We start from the raw sequence: 24846 nt of genomic DNA, 5'->3' as shown, positions 1-24846 counted from the left end.
GGGTGTTTTTGGCTTGTTTTAAGAATAACTGTTAAATAACGCTACCAAATCATGCCGGTCTTTGGTCCAAGGGTGGTGTAGGAAGTCTGGGTTGTCTGGTTTTGCCCCGTTGAAGTGTAGGATGTGTACGTCTTGGGAGGCTTCTATTATTTTTCTCCTAAATCTTATTGGAATATCGTTATTTTCTATGGCATTAAAAAACCTTGCCTGAAAATTCATCCTAAAATCAAAGGATAGGGGCTTGTTGAATTTCTGCATCCAGAGGTAAATAATTTCCTGGTCACTGGCGGTGCTGGCCCTGAACTCCTTTAAGATCTTTAGCAGCGCCCGGTATTTATCTGGGGTTCTGTCTTTAGGGCCAATCCTTAATACGCCTGAGTTCATGGAGGCGAACGGAGGTAAGAAGATACCCATGGTCAATGCCTTGAAATAGGCATTTGCCAGGCCAAAAGACTTCTTCAGCAGGGGGCGGTTGAAAGAGAATACAGGTAGAATCCGTTCATTGGCAGCGCTTATCCCCAGAAAGGAATCATCCTCCATGAGGGCACTCAAATCTTTCAGTACCAACATGTCTGCATCCAACACCAAGATGTTGTTGTATTCTGAGAACAGATTGCTCCAGAAATTCACGATGAAGAAGCCGGCATCATTGAAAGATTTAGATTCAAACTTTTCATTCTTATCTACAAGCAGTTCACGGTATTCAAACTCTTGAGGGTTGAAGCGTTTTGGAGTTACTTTTGGAAGAAGAGAGAAAAAGTCCTCCAACTCCCTATCCACATCTGGGGTTAGAAATAAAAGAATTGGTGGGTGATTCACCCAATTCTTATTAATGGAGTTGATTAACGTCTTCGCATAGCGTGCAAAATCCTGATTCACTACAATGGCAATCGCATTCTCTTTTAAGGGTTGACCAAGCATGGCTTACTATATTTCAAGAGCTAACCTTACGGGCAAACTCCGCCTGATTTAAGAATTCAATATATTTCTGGGCTACTACCTGTAATCTGGGTTTTGGGGCTTTTTTTGCGAAAACAGCTTCAAATCCCGAATCACAGAAAAGCAGTTGGTCTGTGAACAAGCCGGTGGAAGCGGGGTCCAGGATTTCCAGGGGCATTTTCCCTCTAAGTAAAACCGGGAGCCCATGCTCCAGCATTGCCAAGGTTGCGCCGCTTTTACCTGATAGGATAAAGTCAGACCTGGAAATGCCCACGTCCGCTAACTGCAGTTGCAAGGAGATTTCAGGGGGCGGTAAACGGCCTAGTTCATGTACGTTGCCCTTCCCCAGAACAAGGGAGGCAGCAGTTAGGGCGGCTTCTGCGTGAGGACCTCCCTCACCAAAGGCGACCAATTCTGCCTTCAATCCTTTGGAGTGGGCTGCTTTAGACAAAAACAAAACCTGAGATCTGAAATCATCCAGCAAACCGGTGAAACTTCCAAAATGGGCTATTCTCAAGTGGTCTTCCTGCTTTCTGGCATAGCCATCTACAGGAACAATGGGTATGTTCCCAAACAAGGGGAGAAGTCTGGTTTTAGGCTGCGGAAGCTGTTTTTTGTAGATGTCAATGGTGGTGGTAATGTGATCAGGAGTTGTCCTTCTGAGCAGATCCTTGATCAGGAGTTTTTGGGCTTGTTTTAGCAAACTCCTTTTAAAACCCACTTCACCGTCAACCCCTACCCATAGTTCATGGAACATGATATGGAGTTTGCTTCCTTTTGTCAGTTCTTTTAAAAATAGATTCATGAAAAAGGGTAATCCTTTGTCATGAAAAGCAAAGGGCACGTATTGTAGGCTTATACAATCGGGCGCAAACTCCTCCAGATGCTCTCTTGCGATAGAGAACCGGGTTTGGTTTGAAAGGCCTGTGGGTAGTCGCACAACCTGTATCGAGATGCCGCTGGCTATTTGTGTTTCTAGTAGCGGTGCGGAGCAATACTTATCGTTTAGTGCAATAACTGTTACCTGGTGGGCCTGCCGAATCAATTCTCCGGCAAGACGACGGGTGTAATCGCCCACACCATCGCAGTCTGGTTCCAGGGAGCCGCAAAGGAAAACTACTCTCATCTTAGTACTATAAAATTGGGTTAGCCTTTGGGCTCATTTTGGTGAGGAAGCATACAATTCCCTTAAAAGCGAATAAGGTTGTTTGGCAGAAAGCCTGGTCTGCATCCAGGACCTGATGCTTTGCTTGTTTACAGGGCCGGTTCTAGTACAGCGGTCTCTGTTTTGGCTCGCTCTGTTTCAGGGGTCTTTTTGTCAAAAGTGAAGGAAAGGGATTGCAGATGTTCCTGGGTGTATTGCAGCAGCGTATTGATCAGAAGAATGATGCCGGTTATCTCCAGCGTCTCCTCAATGGTGAATACGATGGAATAGGTGATGCCTTCTCTTCCGTAGTTTTCTACAATCCAGCCGCCCAACATTTCCATCCCCAGGGTGCCTGAAATAAAAATAAGACCGGCCAGAAAGAAGTTACGGCTATACTTGAGGGGGAGAGACAACAGAAACTTGATGTAGGCTATGCTGAAAATGGCCACTAACACGCCAGCTCCCAGTACCCAGGAAAATAAGAAAATGCCGGTGAGCTTTAGCGTGTTCAACGGAATAGAGAGCATTTCATGAAGTTGAAAACCCTCGTCACACGCCAGAAGGCAAAATATAAAGGAGAGTCCTGCCCAATGTTTGTAGAAAGGGTCTCCGGTTGATTTCTTCGCTTTGGAAATCAAAAAGAATAAGAAGGCGGAAAAGAATAAGATGGAAGTTGAAAAGAAAGCAGGTACGTTTCCCTCACTGTCCATGTAAAACTTTTGAATGAAAGTGAAAACAGACTCGTAGCCCAGTACATTTCTCAGATAGCAGGCAACAAGGTTTAATGCCACTAGCACCAAAGTAGTTTTTATCAAAAACGATAGCACTTTGGAAGGGGCCACAGGCATGATGATTTGGGTATCTTTATTCATGTCAATTAGAAGTAATTTTATGAATCAAGCGGGTGAGCTATGGGCTGCCTTGTATAGGTTTATACAATAGTGGAGAGCTAAAAGTAATTGGTTGGGCGGGTTATGTAGGGTTAGCTTGGGAGATTTTCAAGATGCTGAAAACGGTGTTGATGAGTACCTGAACAAAGGCAACGAAAATGTTGAATAACAAAATACCATGCAGAGAAGCCACATCGAAAAGGAAAGCTCCTGCTACCAGAGAAAGGACATTGAGAGGGATGGAAAGAAAAGGATTGATTGCCCAGCCCCTGCTTGTGTATAAACCATACGATATGGTAGAGATCAAGCCAAGGCAGCTTCCTGTCATCTGTAAAAAGACCTCATCTTGCAGATTGGTGTAGTTTTTACCTAAAATCCATAACACTTCAGAAGGAAACAACCACACTACACTCAGTATCATGGTGCTCAACAGCGTGACCATGAGCTGAAGCTGGACATAACGGCTGAAAAGTAGTCTGGCGTTTTGTTGCAGCCGGGCAAACCGTGGGAACGTAAGCGTACTGAATAATACCCGGACTACTACCAAAACCAATGATAACCTGCTCATGGCACCTACCTGCGCAACGGCTTCGGTGGTGCCAAAGCTGGAGATGAGCCACAACGTTAACTGACCAGATAAACAGTAGTAGATAGAACCAGGAAGGATTCTGGAGACGAAGGTTAGGATCTCTTTCCTTGTTGCTGGGTCTGGTTCTTGCCCCAAATCGGCGTAACGGGCAGATAGCCTACGCAGCTTCAAGTTCGCCCAGATTTGAGGTACACCAGCGGCTAGCACGGCTACAAAAGCCCAGGGAAAAGCAAACATGGTTAAGCCAATAAGGGCGAGCCTCCCTAAATTCACCTGGATGTGGTTTTTCTGCAGGGGCGCAATATCCTGGCGTAGCTTCAAGGCCGTTTCAAGCAGGGTACCTGATAACGCCGATAGAAACGCAGGGATCAAACTAGCTGTGATCAACGCCGCCATCAGCCAGCTTGCCTGGTGGTGCCTTAGCAGGTAGAGCAGGAGGGGTACGGCGATAGCCAAGCTGCCAATCGCAAACTTTCTTCTTAGCTCCAGTCCTGTGTTGATGACAATGCCCAGTTGCTGAGGGTTCTGCCACACCTTTCCTCCTTGGGCCATCACGCCGGCAGAGATGCCCCCATCCGCTAAAATGGTCATTGTGCCCAGCATGGTATTTGCCAGTGTATAAAGGGCATACTCATGGGTGGGGAGCAGCCGTATAACCAAGATACCACTCAGAAACCCCGTGATTTGCACCAGTAACTGAGCCGACCCGGTAAGGGTAATCAGCTTCCCCCACTCAATAGCTTTAGAATAGTATGACTTCTTGTATATGTGCTGGGCAACTGCTCTCATGACCTATTTGATTTAGACGCTGATCTTCTGCCCTAAAACCAATCTCCTGTTTTTGAGGGTTTTTTGAAGATTTCAGCTTAAAACGGCAATGCCATTTTGAATACTTTGTTCACTTTGAGGTGGATTCTCTGGGGAAGAGTCCAATGATTGGTCCAGTGTACTTGAAAGGAGTTCCATCTTTTGATTTCATGTTGCCTGGTCGTTTCAGGGGCAGTAAACAAGAGTTTCAGGAGGGAGTTAGCCAAATAACCCGCCACCACATCTGGGCTGAAATATTCTTTCCAGTACTGGTAGGCAGCCTGGCCTAACCTGCTGTAACTACCCTCATGTTCTTTCAGAAAAGAATAAAGTTGGTCTGTTTTGTTCTGGGGGTAAAACAACGCAAACTCGTTCCAGTTTGGCCCTGGGGGCGGAACAAACTCGTCGGCGATAATCACAGGGCATCTGCCTAGGGCCATGCTTTCATATATCCTGAAACTTACGGGCGCCCACCCCGCGGGGCAGAGCGAAAACTTGGCGTGCCGGATAAGCTGAATGTATCGTTCCTTTTCTTCTTTCTGGTGGTTTAACCAACTGTCTGTGGCTTCTATCTGGAGTTCTGGATTTGATTTCAGGCTTTTGATTAACTCTGATCGTATTTTGTTTGACTTGGTGTTTCCTCTCCAACTGGCCAGGAAAAAAGGTGGTTCATCTACCAGGTTCTGTGAGAAGATTAGTTTGTTGGGGTACTCCATGTAAGGAACAGAGGCATGAATGGCAGGATCAAATCGCGCCTTGGGTAAACTGGTGTAGAGTCCTCTTAAAAGCCCGGTGGCGCAGTCATCCCTATTAATGGTGTAAACCTTGGAAGCAAATTCATTGATGAATGCATCTTTTTGCAAACTCTTGATATATCTGAAATCTTTGTAAGACTCTTTTTCCTGAATTATGAGGGCATCTGCGGTGTCTGGCGAAAAGACTTCCTCCACTGATCCTGTCTTCAAAAGCGCTTCCTTTACTTTGGTAAGCATTTTTGAGTCAGGATCAGCTAGAAGTGACAAGTCGCTGGTTATGAATAATAACTTCAATCTCATCTATTCCGGACGCTTTTTGGATATATGCCATGATCTAATCTTGAATGCTTATGGTAACTTAATGCTTCCTTTAGTCTCATTTGGAGAGAAAAGCATGGGGTAGTTTCTTATTCGTAAGATGTACTATTAATTTCAGGTTGAAGAATATAGGATAGAATATAAAAGGCAGCTTGCTCCCTAGCTTAAAAGTTCTTTAGAAGGGGTAGGCGCCTGGTATTTGTTTTCATAGCCGTAGCCATATCCGTACCCATAGCCGTATCCGTTGCCGTTTTCTTTTCTGGCATCATTCAGCACAATCATTGGATGGGGCAGGGTTCTGTTTCTGTAGATCTCATCAATCATCTCAATCTGTTTCCTATAGGTATAATTGTACCTCATCAAGTAAATGGTTGAGTCTACAAGGGGACTTAACACCAAGGCATCTGCTACCTGCCCAATTGGGGATGTGTCAATAATGATATGGTCGAAGCTTTGCTTTACTTCATTTATCAAATGGCTTAATTTCTTTGAAAGTAACATTTCTGCAGGGTCTGGAGGGATTGGCCCCGCCGAGATAGCATACAACCCCGGTACCATATCTGTCAATCTAATCAAATCATGAATCTGGGTTTTACCTGAAACCAGGTAATTGCTCACCCCGAGCCCGGTTGACAGCCCTAGTTCGGCTGAAAGGCGCGGAGATCTTAGGTCAAGGTCTATGACTAATACCTTTTTACCGGTTAGCACCAGACTGGCGGCCAGGTTCACCCCAAAAAAGGTTTTTCCTTCTCCACTCATGCTGGAGGTGATAAGCATGACCTTGTTTTCTTTGTCTACCGCGGCAAAGTGAAGTTTTGCCCTTATAAGCCGGAACAACTCTACAATGGGCGCTCGGCTTCCTTTCTTCACCACCACAAAGTCTGGTGAATCCTTTTGGCATAACTCACCTAAGATGGGAGCGTTTGTGGCGTCTTCAATCTCTTTCTTCGTTTGGATTTTGTTTTTGAAGATGTTTTTCAAATAAATACCTGCAAACGGGATAAGCAAGCCCAGTAAAAGCGACATTAGGTAGACCGTGGATTTACTGGGCAGCACGGAAAATCCTTCCACAAGGGCGGGGTCAATGATGCGGATGTGGGACACGGAGGAGGCCAGTGTTAAGGCTGTTTCCTCCCGTTTCTGCAAAAGATATAGGTAAAGGTTCTGCTTTATGCTCTGCTGCCGGTTAATCTCCAATAATTGCCGCTCCATGGAGGGCACTTTCCTGATCTTTGACTTGAATTGGCCTGAAGTAGCTTGCAGTTTGTTGCTGGTGATAAGTAAGCTCCTTTTTATGTTCCTGAGGTTTTCCAGGAGGTTTACCCTAAGGTTGGCAAGTTGTTCGTTTATGTTCTGAATTAAAGGGTTATTAGGATTGGTGGTGCGAAGCATGCGCTCCCGTTCTAGTTGCAATTCATTGAATTTGCCAATAAGGCTCATAAGGGTTTGGTCCTGTATGCCTAATGAACTCGGTACCATCCGGTATTCTCCCTTATCCTGGCTCAGGTATTTCTCTATTGATCTGAGGATATCTATCTGAATGGCCCACTCAGAAAGCTGTTTATTATAATCGCTTGCCTGCGCCAGATAGTCACTCGCTTGGGTATTCACATCGGTGACTTCATTCTGGCTTTTATATTGTTCTACATTTTTCTCAACGCCAGTAAGTTCAGTAGTTAAGTATTTAAGCCTCTCGTCTATGAAAGCGAGGGTGTTGGTCGCCAAAACGTTTTTGTCTTCAATTGACTCTTTGTTGTAAACTTCAACCAGCTTATTGAGAATGTCTTTTGCTCTTTCTGGCTTAGAGTCTGTAAGTTCTAACTTAATTACGTTTGTCCAGGTCTTGCCGGCTTGCATTACCTCAATGGCGTTGTGATAGCGGCTGGCAACTTCTTGAATGTTCTGGAACTGAACCTTGACTTGGTTTAGATTAGAAGTAGGGGTGGAGTTTAACTTATAGGTGGCCAGCACGGTAAAGGTGGCATAGGGCTTTTGAATCCTTTTTCCAAAACTATGGATGCTTCTTTTGCCGTCCTGTTCTTCAAGTACAAAACTATTGTTATCCTTAGTGTGGATAATAAGTTCTTTGTTGTAGCCTGAGTTATGCAGGCTCTCCACAACAAGTTTTATAGGCAACTCCTTTCCATAGATTTCTATATCTTGGAATTGCCCCTCAATGTAGTAGTTGGTGAATAAATCCAAATCCTGGACCACCCTTTCCATCAAGGTTTTGGAATCTAGTATTAAGATTTCATTATCTACTACCTTTGTGGAGTTAAACATATCCAAGTCACTGAAAGTCCCTGCCCCAGAAATACCCTGTCCCCTTTGGTTTTCTTTTATAAGCAACCTACTTGCTACCTTGTACTGGACACTGGTGTGGTAGCGTAAGTACATGAACGCAGCACCTACGCTCAAGAGGGCCCCAAGCAAGAATAGATACCAGTATCTGGAGTACTGGATAAAGGTGTTTCTAATATCATTGTTATCTTTTTTCTCCGCTTTTAATGGAAACAACTCCTCTGTTCCTGCCAACCTTTGCATATCCTTTAACTTTAAATGAGTCTGGTGATAATGATGCTTATAAGCGAGATAATGGAAAGCCCAATAGAGATATTGCTTCTGGTATTGCTCAGTTGGGCATCACGGGCTTTGCTTGGTTCTACATAAACTATATCATTTTGCTGTAGGTAATAATAAGGTGAATTCAATGCCTCTTTTTTGGTTAAATCTAACCGAGCGGTGCTACGTACTCCATCTCTTTCTCTTATAATTAAAACGTTTTCCCTTTTCCCATAAATGGTCATATCGCCGGCCTGGCCTAATGCCTCTACGATGTTTACTTTTTGGGTGGGGGCTATATAGGTAGAAGGTTTATTTACTTCACCCAGTACCGTGTATTTGAAGTTTAGAAAACGAATATTGACAATCGGGTTTTTGACATGTTTTTTGATTTCATCGGTCATTCTTAGGGTGGCTTCGGCTTTTGTTAGGCCTGCCAACCTGACCTTGCCCAACACCGGGAAATTGATGTCGCCGTTTTCTTCCACCAGGTACCCCTCCGTTGATCCAGCTGCTCTAACTCCATCGTTTGTCATGCCCGGAGTTACTAAACTGCCCCCGTTGAACAAAATATTAGATTCTGGATTCAAACTGCTCACTAGTATCCCCAGAATATCACCTGATTGTATCTTGGGTTCATTTGCGTTAGAAATACCTGTTTTGGTTTCAGTGGAAGATGTGTTTTTTAAATCTTCAAAATAAACCAGGTTTTTTGAGGGACTGCATGAAGTAATTAAAAGTAATAATATGGCATAAAGAAAGATTTGATATTTGATTTTCCATGATCTAATGTTGACCTCCATGCTCTTCTATTAATTAAAGTTGTGGTTCCTGTTTGTGTGTCTTTAATTATGAATTGATTGATCTGGGATTTGTAAATCAATTCATAACCATCTGTTGCTTGGTCGTGTTTTAGTGCGGATATTATGGTTTTTAAGTTTGAAGTATTTAAAAAGTGATTCTTATTTTAGTATATGTTAAGTGGTTATTAAGGCTTAATGTGTTTTCTTGTCAAATTAAAAATATGTGTGTTATTTAATTGAAGTAAAACTAAAATGTACCTGTAATTACTTAAGGTGATTTAGCTGTTTCTAGTTTATTTTTAGAAGACAGAATTGAAGAAGAATATAATGCGTTTTCATTGTTTCACTTAGTTTGTACAAGGTTCAAACTTTCAGCACCTGTTAAGATTGGGAAGTTCTAAAAGTTGCTGAGTAAATCTTAGATCAACTATCCTTATTGAACTCTAGGAAATACAAGTTCTTTGATTTCTTGATCAGAGTTATTTCCTAGTAGACTGAATGTTGCACAAAATACTGTCAGTAGGCTTTCCTAAGCTGACCACGGAAGAGCAAGTAGGTATTGTTAGCTTAAATTATGCAATTAAAACTTAATATAAAAATATTTTAAGGAACTGTAAAAATATATCATTTTATTAATTATAAATATTATAAAAAACTTTATATTAGTTGACTGTTAGTAAGCTTTTTGTAGTTATTCGTAAAATACAGGCTATTTAAACCTAAGGAGTAGTATAAACCGAATAGGAAAACTAGGAAGGTTGAGTCCTTTTGTAGCCAATGTGTTGTACTAAGTGACAAAAGGTTAATAGATTACCCTTTGGGTAAAGTGTGGTTTTCGTTTGGCTTTGCTACTTTAGTGCTACACTGTGCCTTGCGTCCTTCTTATGGCAGGATGTAATGTATTGTTGCTTGACCTAGGTTTTGGTTGTTGTTTTCCGCTGTGCATTTTTCCCCCCATTTACACCGCCATGTCCCGCATCCCGTCCTTTCCCCCGCAGGTCCCGCCCGTTCCCCCGGGGGAGCACAGGCCCCTGTGGTCGGTGATGATCCCGGCCTACAACTGCGCCGGGTTCCTGGCCGAGGCGCTGGGGGGCGTGCTGGCCCAGGACCCGGGCCCGGCGCTGATGCAGATCGAGGTGGTGGACGACGCGAGCACCGACGCGGACCTGGAGCCGCTGGTGCGGGAGCTGGGCCGGGGCCGGGTGGGCTACCACCGCCAGCCCCGCAACGTGGGCAGCCTGCGCAACTTCGAGACCTGCCTCAACCGCGCCCGGGGCCGGCTGGTGCACCTGCTGCACGGCGACGACCGCGTCAGGCCCGGCTTCTACGCCCGGATGGGGTCCCTCTTCCAGCGGTTCCCCCAGGCCGGGGCCGCCTTCTGCAGAAACAGCTTTATTAATAAAGACGGAGTATGGTCCCATGATACTCCGCTTGAAGCCAACAAAGACCTTGTCTTAGATAATTGGCTTCTTCGCATTGCGGAAAGGCAACGTATTCAGTATGTGTCCATCGTAGTGCAGCGTGAGGTGTATGAAAGGTTAGGTGGCTTCTTCGGAATGCCCTACGGCGAGGACTGGGAGATGTGGGTACGCATTGCCCGATTTTACCCGGTGGCCTATACCCCCGAAATCCTTGCCGAATGCCGGATGCATGCTAGTTCTATCTCCAGCCGGATGGGCACTTCTGGCCAAAGCTTTCCTTATCTGATCAAGTGCCACGCCCTGATCCAGGAGCATATCAAGAAGGCGGATCTACCGGAGAGCTTAAAGGCCAAAGCCATAGCCAAGGGCAAGCTGCATTGTGCCTTATATAGCCTTTCCTTAGCAAAAGGAATCTACAAGAGAACCCAAAATAGCAAGTTAGCGATGGGGTATATAAAATCGGCGTTACAGTTAAGTAAGCATCCCTTGGTCTATGTCCGGGTTTTAAAGCTTTGTGTCAAGCTAGCCCTTCTGAGACATCAGCTTCACTTCCTGTAGCAAACTCACATTCGCTTAGGGGTTAAACCATTTTTACACCGCCATGTCCCGCATCCCGTCCTCGCCCCCGCCGGTCGCTCCCGTTCCCCCTGGGGAGCACAGGCCCCTGTGGTCGGTGATGATCCCGGCCTACAACTGCGCCGGGTTCCTGGCCGAGGCGCTGGGGGGCGTGCTGGCCCAGGACCCGGGCCCGGCGCTGATGCAGATCGAGGTGGTGGACGACGCGAGCACCGACGCGGACCTGGAGCCGCTGGTGCGGGAGCTGGGCCGGGGCCGGGTGGGCTACCACCGCCAGCCCCGCAACGTGGGCAGCCTGCGCAACTTCGAGACCTGCCTCAACCGCGCCCGGGGCCGGCTGGTGCACCTGCTGCACGGCGACGACCGCGTCAGGCCCGGCTTCTACGCCAGGATGGAGGGGCTCTTCCAGCAATTCCCCCAGACCGGGGCCGCCTTCTGCAATTATGATGATATAAATGAGTCTGGGGAATACCTCAGAAGCTATGCGCCTGTACTAGAACAGGCCGGGATCCTGAACAACGCCCTTTTCACTATAGCGGGTCAGCAGCGTATTCAGTACGTTTCCATGGTAGTCCGCCGGGAGGTATATGAAACCATAGGAAGCTTTTATGGGGTCACCTATGGCGAGGATTGGATCATGTGGGCCCAAATTGCCAAGAGATATCCAATAGCGTACTCCCCAGAACCACTTGCCGAGTACCGTAAACATAATGGCTCCATTTCTTGGCCTAAAGTAGAAGACGGGCAAACCACCAAAGATCTGGCGTACGTCATCAACCACATAACAGAGATGTTGCCCATAGAGGAAAAACACCTCATGGCAAATGCCAAAAAAGGCTGTGCGCTTTACTGCATGGCCAAAGCGAACGTTATCTGGAAGCAGTCAAGGAATCTGGCAGCGGCCAAAGACCAGGTAAAACTAGCTTTGAGCTTAGACAGATCTGCCAACCTTTACTACCACATTTCTAAATTTTACTTGAAAGTGGTGATGGGTGTAGATTAAAGGGTAATAAAGTGCTGGACCGTCTGAATGTTTTATAGAAGAAGTGGGGCGTTTAAACTCTATGGCTTTAACCTTGTGCGAGATTCTTCTATTTCCCCATTTCTTCTGGTTGAACAGCTAACCCAGGAATCTTTTCGGGTGTGTTTTAAAGAAACGCCCTTCAAAACCGGAAATCTATGCATCTTTCGGAATAGAAAACTAGTGCTTTGTCTTAACCAGAAGTTTGGAAGTCCTAAGGCGTAGCTTTCGCAGATAATTTTCTCTGTAGAACGGCTTTTCAAAGGCATCCGGTAAACCAAAGCAAAACATCACCTCAGAAGTACCATGGTCAAATCATTTCAATTTAAGAGAACCACTTGGGCAGGCCTGTTCCTGGCTGCCGGTTTGCTGGCCTCCTGCCAGAAAGTGCCAGGGGCGAATACCATTACCGTACAGAACCGCCTGGACCTGGACCGATCCTCGGAAACTATCACAATTCCGGTTGCCCGGGTAAGAGCCTTGGTAAACCAATTTGGGGCGGAGAACCTTTTGATCAGGGATGCCGAGACCCAGCAGGTTTTGGTAAGCCAACCGCTCGATAAAGACCTGGACGGCACCATTGATGAAATCCTGTTCCAGACCGACATCAAAGCCAAGGCTACCAAGAAGTTTTATGTGCAAGGTGCTGCCAATGGGGCCGCTTCCCAACCCAAGACTGAAGTCAGAACCTATTCCCGATTTGTGCCAGAACGCACCGATGACTATACCTGGGAGAATGACCGGGTGGCTTTCCGGACTTACGGACCGGTGGCGCAGCAGATGGTGGAGAAGGGAGTGCCGGGCGGAACCCTCACCAGCGGGATGGATGCCTGGCTCAAACGGGTGAGTTACTCTGTGATCGATGCCTGGTACAAAGGATACCTGGGCAACCCCAACTTCTACCACACAGATCGGGGCGAAGGGTATGACCCGTACCACGTGGGCCCCAGCAGAGGCATTGGCGGATTAGGTGTCTGGGAAAACGACTCGTTGTATGTCTCCCGGAACTTCGTCAGTTACCGCAAAATAGCCGATGGCCCCATCCGAACTATGTTTGAGCTGACCTATGCGCCCTGGCAAGCCAACGGAAAAACTGTGACCGAGAAAAAGACTATCAGCCTGGACCTGGGAAGTAACCTGTCCCGGTTTGAGGTGGCCGTGAAAAGCGATAAGCCGCTGCCTAACGTAACCGCCGGAATTACCCTGCATGACAAGAAAGGCGAGGTAAAGGGAGACAAAGCAGCAGGTTGGTTCCGCTACTGGGAACCCATGGATGACTCTTTCCTGGGCACAGGCATTGTCATGGTACCCGCGGCGGTGCAGGCCTTCAAAGACCATCGGGTGGAAACCAAAGACATGAGCCACCTTTATGTGATGGCGACACCCAAAGAAGACAAGGTCCTTTACTTTGCCGGGTTTGCCTGGGTGAAAAGTGGCCAGTTCAAAACCGAGCAGGAATGGGATGCCTATCTGTCTGATTTCGCAAAACGGATGGCCTCCCCGCTGGAGGTGACTTTCTAGAAACCCAAGAACCATGCGCCTGCCTCCGATAAAAATCTGAAAGCAGGTCAATCTATAAGCCTCCGTTTTAGGGGCCTTTTACAGAAAAGGTCCCTAAAACGGAGGCTTTGTTTTTACTTGTAAAACCCTTCTGTAATCCATGGGAGGAAGGTCTTGCGACTATTGTAACCGAGGATTCTTGGACTGGAGGTTATTCGTTCCAGAAAGAGTTAAGCTAATTCAGAACCTCTAGAATGATAAATGTTTTTTAGACACCTATTGTATAATTGGTAAAAGAAAGACAGTTTTACAAGGATTCATCAAAAGTGATGAGGAAACGAGGCGGGTAGATAAGCTTTTTTAAATTTCAAAGTTCTACTAAAAACGTTTCTTGAACCTTGAATTTTCTAAAAGGCTGGTTCTCCGGTTCAGTTCAACCTATTCTTCCGGATGATCTATAGGAGGCTTGAATGCTCACTGTGGATAGGGTCCGGGAACGTAGGTCTAAGTTAGGGATTGATATGATTTCTGTAGTTGGGGCTCTCTCCTGGAAAGGGCCTTGGTTAAATATAACAAATAACTACACACCGTCCTTCATGCGTGAAAACTGGGGCGGGTGCCTGAACCGGCTGAAGAGCCAAGGCGGGCATCCGCTACTTTTATATTAAACGGTACCCCAGAATGTTACATACACCAAAAGGTTCTCTGCTGATGAAACGTAAGTTGCTGGTGCTAGCCTGTCTCTTACTGTCTGTGGTAGCAATATCCGCGGAGGCGCAAAAAAAGAAACCAGCGAAAGCCTCCGATAGAATGGTTTGGCTCCGACATCTGGACAAGATCGTGCGGCCGGTGCTGTCCAATCTGGCGGAGGACCGGCTGAAGGAGAAAATGCCGGTGGCCCTGTCCAACAAGATCGATAATAAGAGCGCTCGGGAAAAAGTGTCTTACCTGGAGGCCTTTGGCCGAGTGATGAGTGGCATCGGGCCGTGGCTCAACTCTGAGGGCGGCTCAAAAGAGGAAGCGGCGCTCCGGGCCCAGTACCGGCAATGGGCCTTGAAAGCGGTGGCCAACGCCGTGAACCCCGCGGCAAAGGACTATATGCAGTGGAACGGGGGGCAGCCCTTGGTAGACGCTTCCTTTCTGGCCTTAGGGTTGGTGCGCTGTCCCTGGCTGTGGGAGAACCTGGATGCCGGGGTGAAGGAGCAAGTCATCACAGCCTTCAAGACCACCCGCGAAACCGTGCCGGTGTTCTCTAACTGGGTGCTGTTCACCGGCATGATAGAGACTTTCTTCTGCCAATACGGCCTTGAATATGACCCCGTGCGGATTGAATACGGCGTACGGGAGTTTGCCAATCATTGGTACGTAGGCGACGGCATGTACTCAGACGGGATGAATTTTGCCCAGGACTACTACAACAGCTACGTCATCCAGCCTTACCTGGCCACCATTGTGCGCGTGGCCAACGAAAAGAAGAAAAGCTATGCCTGGTACGCGCCCAACCTGCTCAAAATAAACCAGCGCTACGCCGAACTCCAGGAACGCATGATCCACACCGATGGCAGTTTTCCGGTCATCGGGAGGTCCATCACCTATAGGGGCGGGGCTTTCCATCACCTTGCTGATATGGCCCTCCGGAAACAACTGCCCGAGTCTTTGAGCCCTGCGCAGGTAAGGAGCGCCCTTACGGCGGTGCTGAGCAAGACCCTGGAAGCGCCGTCCACGTTCACCAAGGAAGGTTGGCTGAACATCGGGCTGTATGGGCACCAACCAGATGTGGCCGATTTCTACATCACCACCGGGAGCCTGTACCTGTGCGCCACCCTGTTCTTGCCACTGGGTTTGCCCGAGACAGATGCGTTCTGGTCTTCCCCTGCCCAGCCCTGGACTGCGGTGAAAGCCTGGAGCGGCCAACCGGTGCCGGCAGACCATGCCCTGGAGTTGAAATAGTGTTTCTGATACAGAAGTCTCGTCTTTATGCTGCCCCAACTGAGATTCCTGAAAACAATGCTCCCGGTACAAGCAAGATGGCTAGGGCTAATTTCGGTGTTAAACCGGCGTTCTACGGTTTTGGGCCTGTTTTCAGGAAAACGAACTAAAAGCGATGGAAATGATTATGCGCTGCATGTAGCGTATGGCTTGCAGGGCACGTTTATTTTGGCAAACTTCCATGTACAAAGAAGCAGGAGGCTATTTCTTAGGGAGGGGTCAGGATGGATGGCGAACGGAGTAGATTTAGGTATGTAAGGTGGGAATTGAAGCATTGAGAAACAGAATTGAGCTTGTCATCCGGAGGCACAACGTACGGCTGTCTCTGTGTTTAAAGGTACTCCAACTCAGCATCTTGGTAGGAATGGCTATTCCTTTGGCCTCCTTTTTACCAAACCAGCCCAGAAACATCATCCGCCAGTTTGGCGTGGAAGAAGGACTTTCCCTGGGCATCGTCACCAGCATCAGCCAGGACCAGCGCGGCCTCATGTGGTTTGCCACCGAAGACGGGCTGAACCGCTTTGACGGCTACTCGTTCAAAGTCTTCAAATACGACCCGGCCAGGGAAAACAGCTTAACCGGAAACTTCATCCGTAAGGTCTTCACCGACTCCAAAGGAATGGTCTGGGTTTCCTCGCGGCACGGCCTGAACCGCTTCAATGCCAAAGGAGAGGCCTTCGTGCATTACAGTTACCGCCCAGGCATCATAGGCGCGCTCGCGGGCGATGACATCAGCGACATTGCGGAGTCCAGGGCTGGGAACCTGTGGGTGGCTTCCTACAGAGCCGGCGTCTCCTTCTACCTTCGGGGTAAAAACCAGTTCAAGGCCTACCGGAAAAAAGACTTGCCGGGTTTGCCCAGCGACAAAATCATCAGCCTTTTTGAAGACAGCCAGGGATGGCTCTGGATTGGCACCCAGGATGCTGGCGTGCACGTGTACCAATTGAAAGAGGGCGCAGTGCTGGGCAAAGTTTCGCTTCCCGCTGGCGTGGGCTTAGCCGGGGCCAGCGTGTCCTGCATCTATGAAGACCGATCCGGACATGTGTGGCTGGGGGCGTCAACGGGCCTGTACCTCTATGATAGAAATCAGGCAAGCCTTACCTCGTTCCCGGGCAAGGAGTACTTCAGGCAGAGCAACATTGTCCTTTCTGTTTTGGAGGACAGCAAAGGCATGCTGTGGGTGGGGCTGCAAGACGGCGGCGTGTACCAACTGGATTTGCGGCAATTGAAAAAAAACAGCCTAGAAAAGGCCGTTTTCACCGAGGTGCAGGGCAAAGACGGGCGACCGCTCACCCAGCGCTCGGTCCAAGCCATTTTTGAGGACAAAGACCAGAACCTGTGGGTAGGCACCTACGGCGACGGCATCAAGATGGTAGCCCGGGAAAACGAGAAGTTCATCAAATTCCGCCTTTCTCAGGACGTTTTCGGAAAATCGGCCCCAAATGAGATCCGGTATTACGGTATCTGTACCGATGTGGAAGGCAATCTATGGCTGGGCACGGATGGCAACGGAATTTACAAATGCGACAAAACGGGCAGGGTCCTCAACCATTACGCTAGTTCTCAGGCCGGCAAAGGGTTAACTGACAATGCCATTCTCAGTGCGCTCAAGGACTCCAGGCAAAACCTGTGGTTCGGGTCTTACGCCAAGGGCTTGTACCTCTATAGAAAAGAGACCGATTCTTTCCAGAACTTCCAACATGACCCAACCAAGGCCAATACCTTAAGCGGAAATGATGTCCGCGCCCTTTTTGAGGATTCAAAGAGAAACCTGTGGGTGGGTACGAACGGCGGCGGTCTGAGCCTCCTAATGCCTGGAGGACAAGGTTTCAAGAACTTTCACACGGCCAACAGCGGCATCACCTCTAATGATGTGCGGGCCCTCGCCGAGGACAAAGCCGGCCGGCTGTGGATAGGCACCTATGGCGGAGGGCTAAGCTGTTACTCGCCGGGTACCCAAACCTTCAAGAAGTATCCTTATGCTGAAGGGAATGGCCGGAATCCCTCCAGTGAGGTGGTGTTGGCGCTTTTCGTGGACCAAAAGCAAAATTTATGGATCGGGACCGAGGAAGATGGCCTGTTCAGGTACAGCCTGGCTACAAACAAGATTCAGCAGTACAGAGAGAAAGACGGCCTGGGCAACAATACCGTGTACGCCATCCAGGCAGACGTCATCGGGAACATTTGGGTGAGTACGAACCGGGGCCTGACCAAAATAGACGTGCAGACCGGCAAACTGTACAACTACGGCCTCTCAGATGGGCTGCAGAGCGGAAAATTCAACCCAGGATCTGTGTTGGTGAACAGGCAGGAAGGGCTTCTGGGGTTTGGTGGTACCAAGGGCCTCAATCTTTTCTACCCCGGCCAGATAAAGGAGACCGTCTCTTCCCCGCAGGTCCTCATCACCGGTCTGCAGTTGTTCAACAAACCGGGCAGCCAGCAGCAGGAGCAGCTCATCCAGGAAAACCAAACCCTTACCTTAAGGCCAGACCAGTCGGTGTTCATGATTGAGTTCGGGGCCCTGGACTATGCGCTCCCAGCCAAGAACAACTACGCGTACAAACTGGAGGGCTTTGACAAAGACTGGAACTACGTGGGGCAGCAGCGTTCGGCCACGTACCGCTACCTGAGCCCCGGCACCTACACGTTCCAGGTGAAAGCCTCTAACCAGGAGAACGCCTGGGACCAGGAGTACACATCTTTGAAAATAGTGGTGTCGCCTCCTTTCTGGCGGACGTACTGGGCCTATTGTCTGTATCTGATTTTAATCGTCGCCACTGCCTTTGGGGTGTACACCTTCCTGGCCCGGCAAAAGAAGCTTCGGCGGAAGTTGATGCTGGCCAAGGCCCAGAGCCGGAAAGAGCGCCGCATTGCCCGCGAAAGGCTGAGTTTCTTCACCGAAGTATCGCATGAGTTCCGGACCCCGCTCACCTTGATGCTGGGACCACTGGAGGATTTGGTCAACAAGGAAACTACCTCTGAGGCAGGCAAGAAACTGCAGATGGTGTACCGGAATGCCCATAAGCTTCTAACCCTGATCAACAAGCTGCTGGATTACCGGAAAGCGGAAGCGGGTAGCCTGGTTCTCAAGGTGCAGGAAGAAGACATGGTGAGCTTTGTGAAAGAGATTTACATTTCTTTCCAGGACATGGCCAGTAAAAAGCACATCCAGTACCAATTAGAGGTGCCGGAAGCGCCGGTGCAGGTGTGGTTTGACCGCGAGAAGCTGGAGATGGTCTTGAGTAACCTGCTTTCCAATGCCTTCAAATACCTGGGAGAGGGGAACAGCATCACGGTGGCGCTTACCCTTGACAACGCCTCCGCCACCGTAGAGGTGAAAGACAACGGCCGGGGTGTGCCGGCGAACCAGCAGAAACACATCTTTGACTGGTTCTTCCAGGGAGACCCTGTCACGCCCATGAGTTCGGGGCTGGGCTTGGCGCTGGCCAAAAGGCTGGTGTTGCTGCACAAAGGCGATATCTATGTCCAAAGTGAGCAGGGAACCGGCGCTACCTTCGGGTTCAAGATTCCTTTGGGCGTGGAGCACCTGGATGCCGCTTCCATGGTGAGTACCGAGGAGACGGCGCTGTTGCCCGAAAGCAAGCCAGTGGTTTCTGCTCTCCCCGACGTTTTAAGCCTGGATTCTGGAAATCACCCCAAAAAAGGCCAACGGAAGATCTTGATCGTGGAAGACGAGGAAGACATCAGAAAGCTGCTGAAATACTACCTGAGCGAGCAATTCCACATTTTGGAGGCGGCAAACGGCAAAGAAGGGTTGGAGCTGGCGCTGGCGCATCACCCCAATATCATCATCAGTGACGTGAAGATGCCCGTGATGGACGGGATACAACTGTGCCGCGAACTGAAGACCAACATCAGAACCAGCCATATCCCCGTGGTGCTGCTGACGGCCCGAACCGCTTTCGCCCACCACAAAGAGGGCTTAGACACCGGCGCCGATGCCTACCTGACCAAGCCTTTCAGTCCGGAGCTGCTGCAGATTAAGATCAAGAACCTGCTGGAGTCTCAGGAGAAGCTCAAGAAATTTTACCTCAACCTGTTCAACATCAACAGCCCGCAGCCAGAGAAAGAAGCCAACACCGTAGATGAGCAATTCCTGAAACGCATCTATGAGGTCTTGAAAGAAAACCTGGACAATTCTGAATTCAACGTCAATGACTTGGCGGCGGCCCTGAACATGAGCCGGTCACTGGCTTATAAGAAAATCAAACTTTTGACCGGGGCCTCACCCGTGGAGTACCTCCGCACCCTCAGGCTCCAAGAGTCGGCCAAACTTCTGAAGACCGGCAAGTACAAGGTGTTTGAAGTGGCCTGCCAGGTGGGCTTCAATGATGACAAGTATTTCAGGCAGTGCTTCACCAAGGAATTTGGGTGTACCCCTTCTGAATTTGTAAAAACAGCAGATATCTACTGATACACAGGGGTGTTTTTAATAAAAATACACATATGCCCCTGTTTAAATAATAGTTTGTCACCTCTTTGTTGAGGAAGGATGGTGTTCCTTTGACATAGAAAAGCAAGCGGAAAGGCGCGCTGCCTGGTAGGCCAGAAAGTGCTGCCGTTTCCCTCTGCAATTCTGGAATTCGCTTAAGGAATTGTCAAACTAACCCACTCTTTCAAATGCAACAAACATTACTCAAAACAAAGAGGTACCTCCTGGTGCTACCTCTTCTGCTCTTTCAGATTGGGGTGGCCCTGGCGCAAGGCCATACCGTGAAAGGCAAGGTAACAGATGAGACCGGTGCAGGCATGCCGGGCGTGACCGTATTGCTGAAGGGGACTTCTACCGCTGCCCCCACCAGTGCAGACGGAACGTACACCATCCAGACTCCATCCGGCGAGGGAACGCTCGTTTTCTCCTTCATCAGCTACCAGACGCAAGAGGTAGCCATCAACAACCGCACAACCATTGATGTTTCTCTGAGTACCGATGCGAAGGCGCTGGACGAGGTAGTGGTAGTAGGCTATGGCGTGCAGAAGAAAGCCACCGTGACCGGTTCCATTTCTGAGGTAGGCGGAGCCGCCATCAACAAAAGCCCTCAGCCAAACGTGTCCAACGCACTGGCAGGTCGCGTTTCTGGGGTGGTCATCAACAACAGGGGCGGTGAGCCCGGGTACGATGGTGCCGAAGTTAGGGTAAGGGGCTTGGCCACCACTGGTAACAACGATGTACTGATTGTGGTAGACGGCGTTCCTGGCCAGATTGGCGGTTTGGACCGCCTGGACCCGAATGACATTGAAAGCATCACGGTGCTGAAAGACGCTTCGGCGGCAGTTTACGGAAACCGGGCTGCAAACGGCGTTATCCTGGTAACTACCAAAAGAGGAACCACCGGCAAACCAACCGTTTCTTACAGCTTCAACCAAGGATTCTCCTCCCCAACCCGGTTGCCTAAGTTCGCCGATGCCGCTACGTATGCCTCTATCCTGAATGAGATTGACTACTACAACAACACTGCCGGTGGGTTGAACCAACGCTACACGCCCGAGGAGATTGAGCTTTTCCGGAATGGATCAGATCCGTTGAATTACCCTAACACCAACTGGTTAGATGAGGTCCTAGATCCTTATGCCCTGCAAAACAGACAGAGTCTTTCTGTAAACGGCGGAACCGAGAATGTGAAGTACTTCGCTTCTTTGGGTACCCTGTACCAGGATGCCCTTTACAAAGACGGAGCTACCAAATACAACCAGTACAACTTCAGAACCAACCTGGATGCCAACATCACAGACCGGTTCAGTGTGGGGTTGTCTTTGTCAGGCCGTCAGGAAGACAGACAATTTCCTCAGTTTGGCGCCGGCGGAATCTTCTGGCAGACGTACCGCGCCTATCCGTTCATCCCGGCCCGCTACCCTAACGGTTTGCCCTCGCAAGGGGTAGAAGGCGGTATAAACCCGGTCATGATTGTGACCGATGCCGCTGGCCTAAACAAAAACCAGCGTCTTATCTTCAACGGAATCCTGAGAGGCCGTTATGACTTCGGCTTCCTGGAGGGACTATCAGTAGACGGTTTCTACTCTGCAGACAGAGGCCAGAGCTTTACCAAATCTTTTGTGAAGCCTTACCTGGTGTATTCTTATGAAGGCAACGACACGTACAAGCCTGTCACCGTGGGTGAGCCTAAAGCTTCCCTGTCCCAAATCCAGGAGAATACGAACCTGCTTACGGCCAACATCAAACTGAATTTTGAGCGCCACTTCGGCGACCACGGCATCAACGCCTTTGTGGGCTATGAGCAAAGCAAGAACACCCTGGAGCATTTAGAGGCCGGCCGTAGAAACTTCCCTACTATCCTGACTCCTGAACTTTCTCAAGGCGGTACCGGACCTAATGACAGAAGCAACGCCGGCTGGAGCTGGGTATTTTCCAGAAGAAGTTACCTGGGCCGGATTGCCTACAACTACAAAGAGAAGTACCTGGCAGAAGTGCAGATGCGCGCCGATGGCTCCGCTAACTTCCCAACCAACAGCCGCTGGGGTTATTTCCCAGGTATTTCCGTGGGCTGGAGAATCTCTGAAGAAAATTGGTTCAAGAACAGCTTGCCGTTCATGAATGAATTGAAGCTAAGAGCTTCTTACGGTGAACTAGGAAACGACAACGTGGGCTCTAACCAGTTCATGAACAACTACACCTTTGATAACCGGTACGTGATTGGCAATGAGGTGTACCCTGGCCTGAACCTGGTGAAACTGGCTAACCCGAACATCACCTGGGAGGTTGCCCAGAAAACAGACATCGGGGTGAGCGGTATTTTCCTGAACAACTTCAACTTTGAGTTTATCTATTTCCAGCAGAAACGGAAAGATATCCTGGCCAACAGAAACGCTTCGGTGCCCTTTGTAACCGGTATCGTGAACCCTTGGGGTTCAGATGCGCTGGTGCCTTCTGAGAACATCGGGCAGGTGAATAACAACGGGATAGAGGCCACCTTAGGATTTGACCAAGGCGCTGGTGACTTCAGATACAACATCTCCGGGAACATCACTTACGCCAAGAATAAGATCGTATTCATGGACGAAGCGCCAAGCATCCTTGATTATCAGAGACAAACCGGTGGTCCGCTGAATACCTCTTTACTGTACCGTTCCATTGGCATCTTCCGGACGCAGGAAGACCTAGACAAATATCCGCATCCATCCGGAGCCAAACTTGGCGATTTGATCTATGAAGATTATAACCAAGATGGCAAGATCACAGCCGATGATATGGTAAGAACCGATCTGGGCAATATTCCGCAGATCACCTATGGTTTGAACCTAGGGGCAGAGTACAAAGCCTTTGACTTCTCTATCCTCTTCCAGGGACAGGCCAAAGTGAGACAGTATGTGTTGCCAGACGTAGGACTCAGCGGTAACTTCTTCAGTACCTGGGCAGACAACAGATGGAGCCCTACCAACCAAAACGGATCTTACCCCCGGGTAGACACCCGTACCGGCTCTGCGGTGAGTGGCGGACTTTTCCCAAGTGACTTCTGGCTGTACAACACTGCTTTCCTACGGATCAAGAACGTGGAGTTAGGCTACAACCTGCCTTCTACGCTACTGTCCAAAATCAAGATTGAGGGGGTGCGGGTGTATGCCAATGCCTTTAACCTAGCCACTTTCACCAAGGTGAAAGATTTTGACCCCGAAACCAGCTCAGGGAACGCGCAATTCTACCCGCAGCAAAGAATCATCAACCTTGGGGTAAATGTCAAATTCTAATTCCAGCAATAGTATGAAACTGAAAATATTTACGGCTGTTGCCTTAGGCTTGGCAATGAGCTTTACCTCTTGTAAAGAAGATTTCCTGGAAGTGACGCCTACAGACAGGGTATCTGACGAAGCCATCATCGGGGACTCGGTGCTTTTTGAGTCTTTCGTGATCAACCGCTATCTAGGTGCCAGGTTACAGGACAAAGAAGCAGACGGAGCGCCTCCAGGCTTTGGAAGGGGCTGGGAATATGCCTTGTGGTCCTCGCTGACCGATGAGTCTATCTACCGCAGTGATGACAACACCTGGCTGGTGCAGCGCGGGCAGCTTGCCCCCGAGAATACCGGTATCACAGTTTCTTTATGGGGTAGAAGTTACCGCAGCATAAGAGAAGTGAATTATGCCCTGACCAATATTGACAAGGTGCCCATGAGCCAGTCGCACAAGGACCTTTTGGTGGCGGAGCTGAAGTTCATCAGGGCATTCCGGTACCATGACCTGATCCGTAATTACGGCAAGGTGGTGCTGGTAGGAGATAAGGTATCGCAGTTGGGCGAGGATTTCACAGATCCGGCCCTGTTCCAGCGTGCTCCCCTTCAGGAGAGCATCGCTTATGCTGCGGCGCAGTTAGACGAGGCCGCCGCCGCCTTGCCGGCAGAGTACAGCAACAGCTGGCAGAAAGGCAGAGCCACCAAAGGCGCGGCCTTGGCCCTGAAATCCCGCTTGATGCTCTACGCCGCCAGCCCCCTGTATACCCAGAACGGAACTACGGTAACCTGGCAGCAGGCGGCGAATGCCGCTAAGGACGTGATGGATCTGAATCTGTTCACCATAGACCCCAAGTATGCCAACATGTTCATAGATGAGGCAGGGAACAGTGATGAAATCATCTTCGCCCGTTATTACAACCTCAATTCGCGCCATACGGCCCTGGAGATTGCTAACGGACCCAATGGGTATGACGGTTGGGGAGGAAATGCGCCGCTGCAGAACCTGGTAGACGCGTATGAGATGTCCAACGGGATGATGATTACAGACCCAACCTCTGGGTACAATCCGCAGAACCCGTATGCAGACAGAGACCCTCGTTTCTATGCCACCATCCTGTACAATGGAGCGCAGTACAGAGGACGCGCGGTAGAGACTTTCACCCCGGGCGGAAAAGACAGCAAGGATGGTCCGTCTAACTGGAACACGTCCCAGACCGGTTATTACCTCAAGAAGTTCATGGATGAGACAAACCCTATCCAGAACCCCTGGAACGTGGCCGGAAGACAGCCCTGGATTTATTTCCGCTACGCTGAAATCCTGCTGAACTACGCCGAGGCCCAAAACGAAGCGGTTGGTCCGGATGCAACGGTTTATGCGGCCATCAACATGATCCGTCAGCGCCAGGCCGTAAACATGCCACCTCTTCCCGCGGGGCTTTCCCAAGCTGAAATGCGCCAGCGCATCCGCAATGAGCGCCAGGTGGAGTTAGCGTTTGAGGAGCACCGCTTCTACGATGTGCGCCGCTGGATGATCGCGGAGCAAACCGAGAATGTTCCGGCCTACGGAATGGAGATCACCAGACAGGGAACCAATTTCGTGTACAACCGGAAGGTAGCCCTGGAAGGTCGTAGTTTCCAGGCCAAGCATTACTGGCTGCCTATCCCAAGGGCAGAGATACAAGCCTCTGGAAACAAGTTAGAACAAAACCCAGGTTACTAAGCCTTATGCAGAGATCTCCCATGGTGCACGTGCGTGGCGCCATGGGAGTCTTTACGCTCATGGTGCAAACCAAAAGGAATTTACTATGCTGAAAGCTATACCCCG

The 24846-nt window shown here is 49.3% G+C and carries 14 protein-coding genes; 7 read left to right on the top strand and 7 right to left on the bottom strand.

Features of this window, described 5'->3' with window-relative positions:
• Nucleotides 1-18: 18 nt before the first annotated feature.
• The 7 genes from FOA19_RS02625 to FOA19_RS02595 all read right to left on the bottom strand — a co-directional run bounded on the left by FOA19_RS02625 (nt 19) and on the right by FOA19_RS02595 (nt 8810).
• The gene (locus tag FOA19_RS02625; RefSeq protein WP_190300262.1) at nt 19-879 is read right to left on the bottom strand and encodes a glycosyltransferase; all 861 of its coding nucleotides are present in this window, start codon (nt 877-879) and stop codon (nt 19-21) included.
• Between the two features lie 55 nt (nt 880-934).
• Nucleotides 935-2017, bottom strand: a complete 1083-nt coding sequence (locus tag FOA19_RS02620) for a glycosyltransferase family protein (protein WP_190300261.1) — start codon at nt 2015-2017, stop codon at nt 935-937.
• Between the two features lie 176 nt (nt 2018-2193).
• Nucleotides 2194-2613 carry a hypothetical protein gene (locus FOA19_RS02615; RefSeq protein ID WP_149089236.1) on the bottom strand — a complete coding sequence of 140 codons (420 nt, stop codon included), beginning with the start codon at nt 2611-2613 and terminating at the stop codon, nt 2194-2196.
• Nucleotides 2614-3058: 445 nt separating this feature from the next.
• Nucleotides 3059-4354, bottom strand: coding sequence for an MATE family efflux transporter (locus FOA19_RS02610; RefSeq protein ID WP_149089235.1), 1296 nt, complete (start codon nt 4352-4354; stop codon nt 3059-3061).
• A 77-nt stretch (nt 4355-4431) separates the two neighbouring features.
• A complete protein-coding gene (locus FOA19_RS02605) occupies nt 4432-5364 on the bottom strand; it encodes an exostosin domain-containing protein (protein WP_223808701.1) in 933 nt (310 codons plus the stop codon).
• A gap of 240 nt (nt 5365-5604) precedes the next feature.
• Complete coding sequence (locus FOA19_RS02600) at nt 5605-7668, bottom strand: GumC family protein (protein WP_223808700.1); 2064 nt, start codon at nt 7666-7668, stop codon at nt 5605-5607.
• 332 nt (nt 7669-8000) lie between these two features.
• Nucleotides 8001-8810, bottom strand: a complete 810-nt coding sequence (locus FOA19_RS02595; protein WP_149089232.1) for a polysaccharide biosynthesis/export family protein — start codon at nt 8808-8810, stop codon at nt 8001-8003.
• Nucleotides 8811-9778: 968 nt separating this feature from the next.
• Here FOA19_RS02595 and FOA19_RS02590 point away from each other — a divergent pair.
• The 7 genes from FOA19_RS02590 (at nt 9779) to FOA19_RS02560 (ending at nt 24741) form a co-directional block, all read left to right on the top strand.
• Nucleotides 9779-10789, top strand: a complete 1011-nt coding sequence (locus FOA19_RS02590; protein WP_149089231.1) for a glycosyltransferase family 2 protein — start codon at nt 9779-9781, stop codon at nt 10787-10789.
• A 43-nt stretch (nt 10790-10832) separates the two neighbouring features.
• Nucleotides 10833-11810: a glycosyltransferase family 2 protein gene (locus FOA19_RS02585; protein ID WP_149089230.1), complete on the top strand. Its 978-nt coding sequence runs from the start codon at nt 10833-10835 to the stop codon at nt 11808-11810.
• A 324-nt stretch (nt 11811-12134) separates the two neighbouring features.
• On the top strand, nt 12135-13349 hold the full coding sequence (locus FOA19_RS02580; protein ID WP_149089229.1) for a DUF4861 domain-containing protein: 1215 nt from the start codon (nt 12135-12137) through the stop codon (nt 13347-13349).
• Nucleotides 13350-14138: 789 nt separating this feature from the next.
• Nucleotides 14139-15278, top strand: a complete 1140-nt coding sequence (locus FOA19_RS02575) for a DUF2264 domain-containing protein (protein ID WP_239025649.1) — start codon at nt 14139-14141, stop codon at nt 15276-15278.
• Between the two features lie 313 nt (nt 15279-15591).
• Nucleotides 15592-19752, top strand: a complete 4161-nt coding sequence (locus FOA19_RS02570; RefSeq protein ID WP_190300258.1) for a hybrid sensor histidine kinase/response regulator transcription factor — start codon at nt 15592-15594, stop codon at nt 19750-19752.
• A gap of 206 nt (nt 19753-19958) precedes the next feature.
• Entirely contained in the window at nt 19959-23042 is a 3084-nt protein-coding gene (locus tag FOA19_RS02565; protein ID WP_149089227.1) for a SusC/RagA family TonB-linked outer membrane protein, read from the top strand.
• A 13-nt stretch (nt 23043-23055) separates the two neighbouring features.
• Nucleotides 23056-24741, top strand: a complete 1686-nt coding sequence (locus tag FOA19_RS02560; protein ID WP_149089226.1) for a RagB/SusD family nutrient uptake outer membrane protein — start codon at nt 23056-23058, stop codon at nt 24739-24741.
• The last annotated feature ends 105 nt before the right edge of the window (nt 24742-24846 follow it).

This window comes from Rufibacter hautae (genome assembly GCF_008271695.1).
GTDB classification, from domain to species: Bacteria; Bacteroidota; Bacteroidia; order Cytophagales; family Hymenobacteraceae; genus Nibribacter; species Nibribacter hautae.
Note: the sequence above shows the minus strand (reverse complement) of the source record. Positions and strands in the feature narration are given on the sequence as shown.

What these genes read in the sequence shown, in the direction of transcription:
- FOA19_RS02615 (WP_149089236.1), bottom strand. Translation starts at nt 2,613, where the DNA reads ATGCTCTCTATTCCGTTGAACACGCTAAAGCTCACCGGCATTTTCTTA.
- FOA19_RS02610 (WP_149089235.1), bottom strand. Translation starts at nt 4,354, where the DNA reads ATGAGAGCAGTTGCCCAGCACATATACAAGAAGTCATACTATTCTAAA.
- FOA19_RS02605 (WP_223808701.1), bottom strand. Translation starts at nt 5,364, where the DNA reads ATGCTTACCAAAGTAAAGGAAGCGCTTTTGAAGACAGGATCAGTGGAG.
- FOA19_RS02600 (WP_223808700.1), bottom strand. Translation starts at nt 7,668, where the DNA reads ATGGAAAGGGTGGTCCAGGATTTGGATTTATTCACCAACTACTACATT.
- FOA19_RS02595 (WP_149089232.1), bottom strand. Translation starts at nt 8,810, where the DNA reads ATGGAGGTCAACATTAGATCATGGAAAATCAAATATCAAATCTTTCTT.
- FOA19_RS02590 (WP_149089231.1), top strand. Translation starts at nt 9,779, where the DNA reads ATGTCCCGCATCCCGTCCTTTCCCCCGCAGGTCCCGCCCGTTCCCCCG.
- FOA19_RS02585 (WP_149089230.1), top strand. Translation starts at nt 10,833, where the DNA reads ATGTCCCGCATCCCGTCCTCGCCCCCGCCGGTCGCTCCCGTTCCCCCT.
- FOA19_RS02580 (WP_149089229.1), top strand. Translation starts at nt 12,135, where the DNA reads ATGGTCAAATCATTTCAATTTAAGAGAACCACTTGGGCAGGCCTGTTC.
- FOA19_RS02575 (WP_239025649.1), top strand. Translation starts at nt 14,139, where the DNA reads ATGGTTTGGCTCCGACATCTGGACAAGATCGTGCGGCCGGTGCTGTCC.
- FOA19_RS02565 (WP_149089227.1), top strand. Translation starts at nt 19,959, where the DNA reads ATGCAACAAACATTACTCAAAACAAAGAGGTACCTCCTGGTGCTACCT.
- FOA19_RS02560 (WP_149089226.1), top strand. Translation starts at nt 23,056, where the DNA reads ATGAAACTGAAAATATTTACGGCTGTTGCCTTAGGCTTGGCAATGAGC.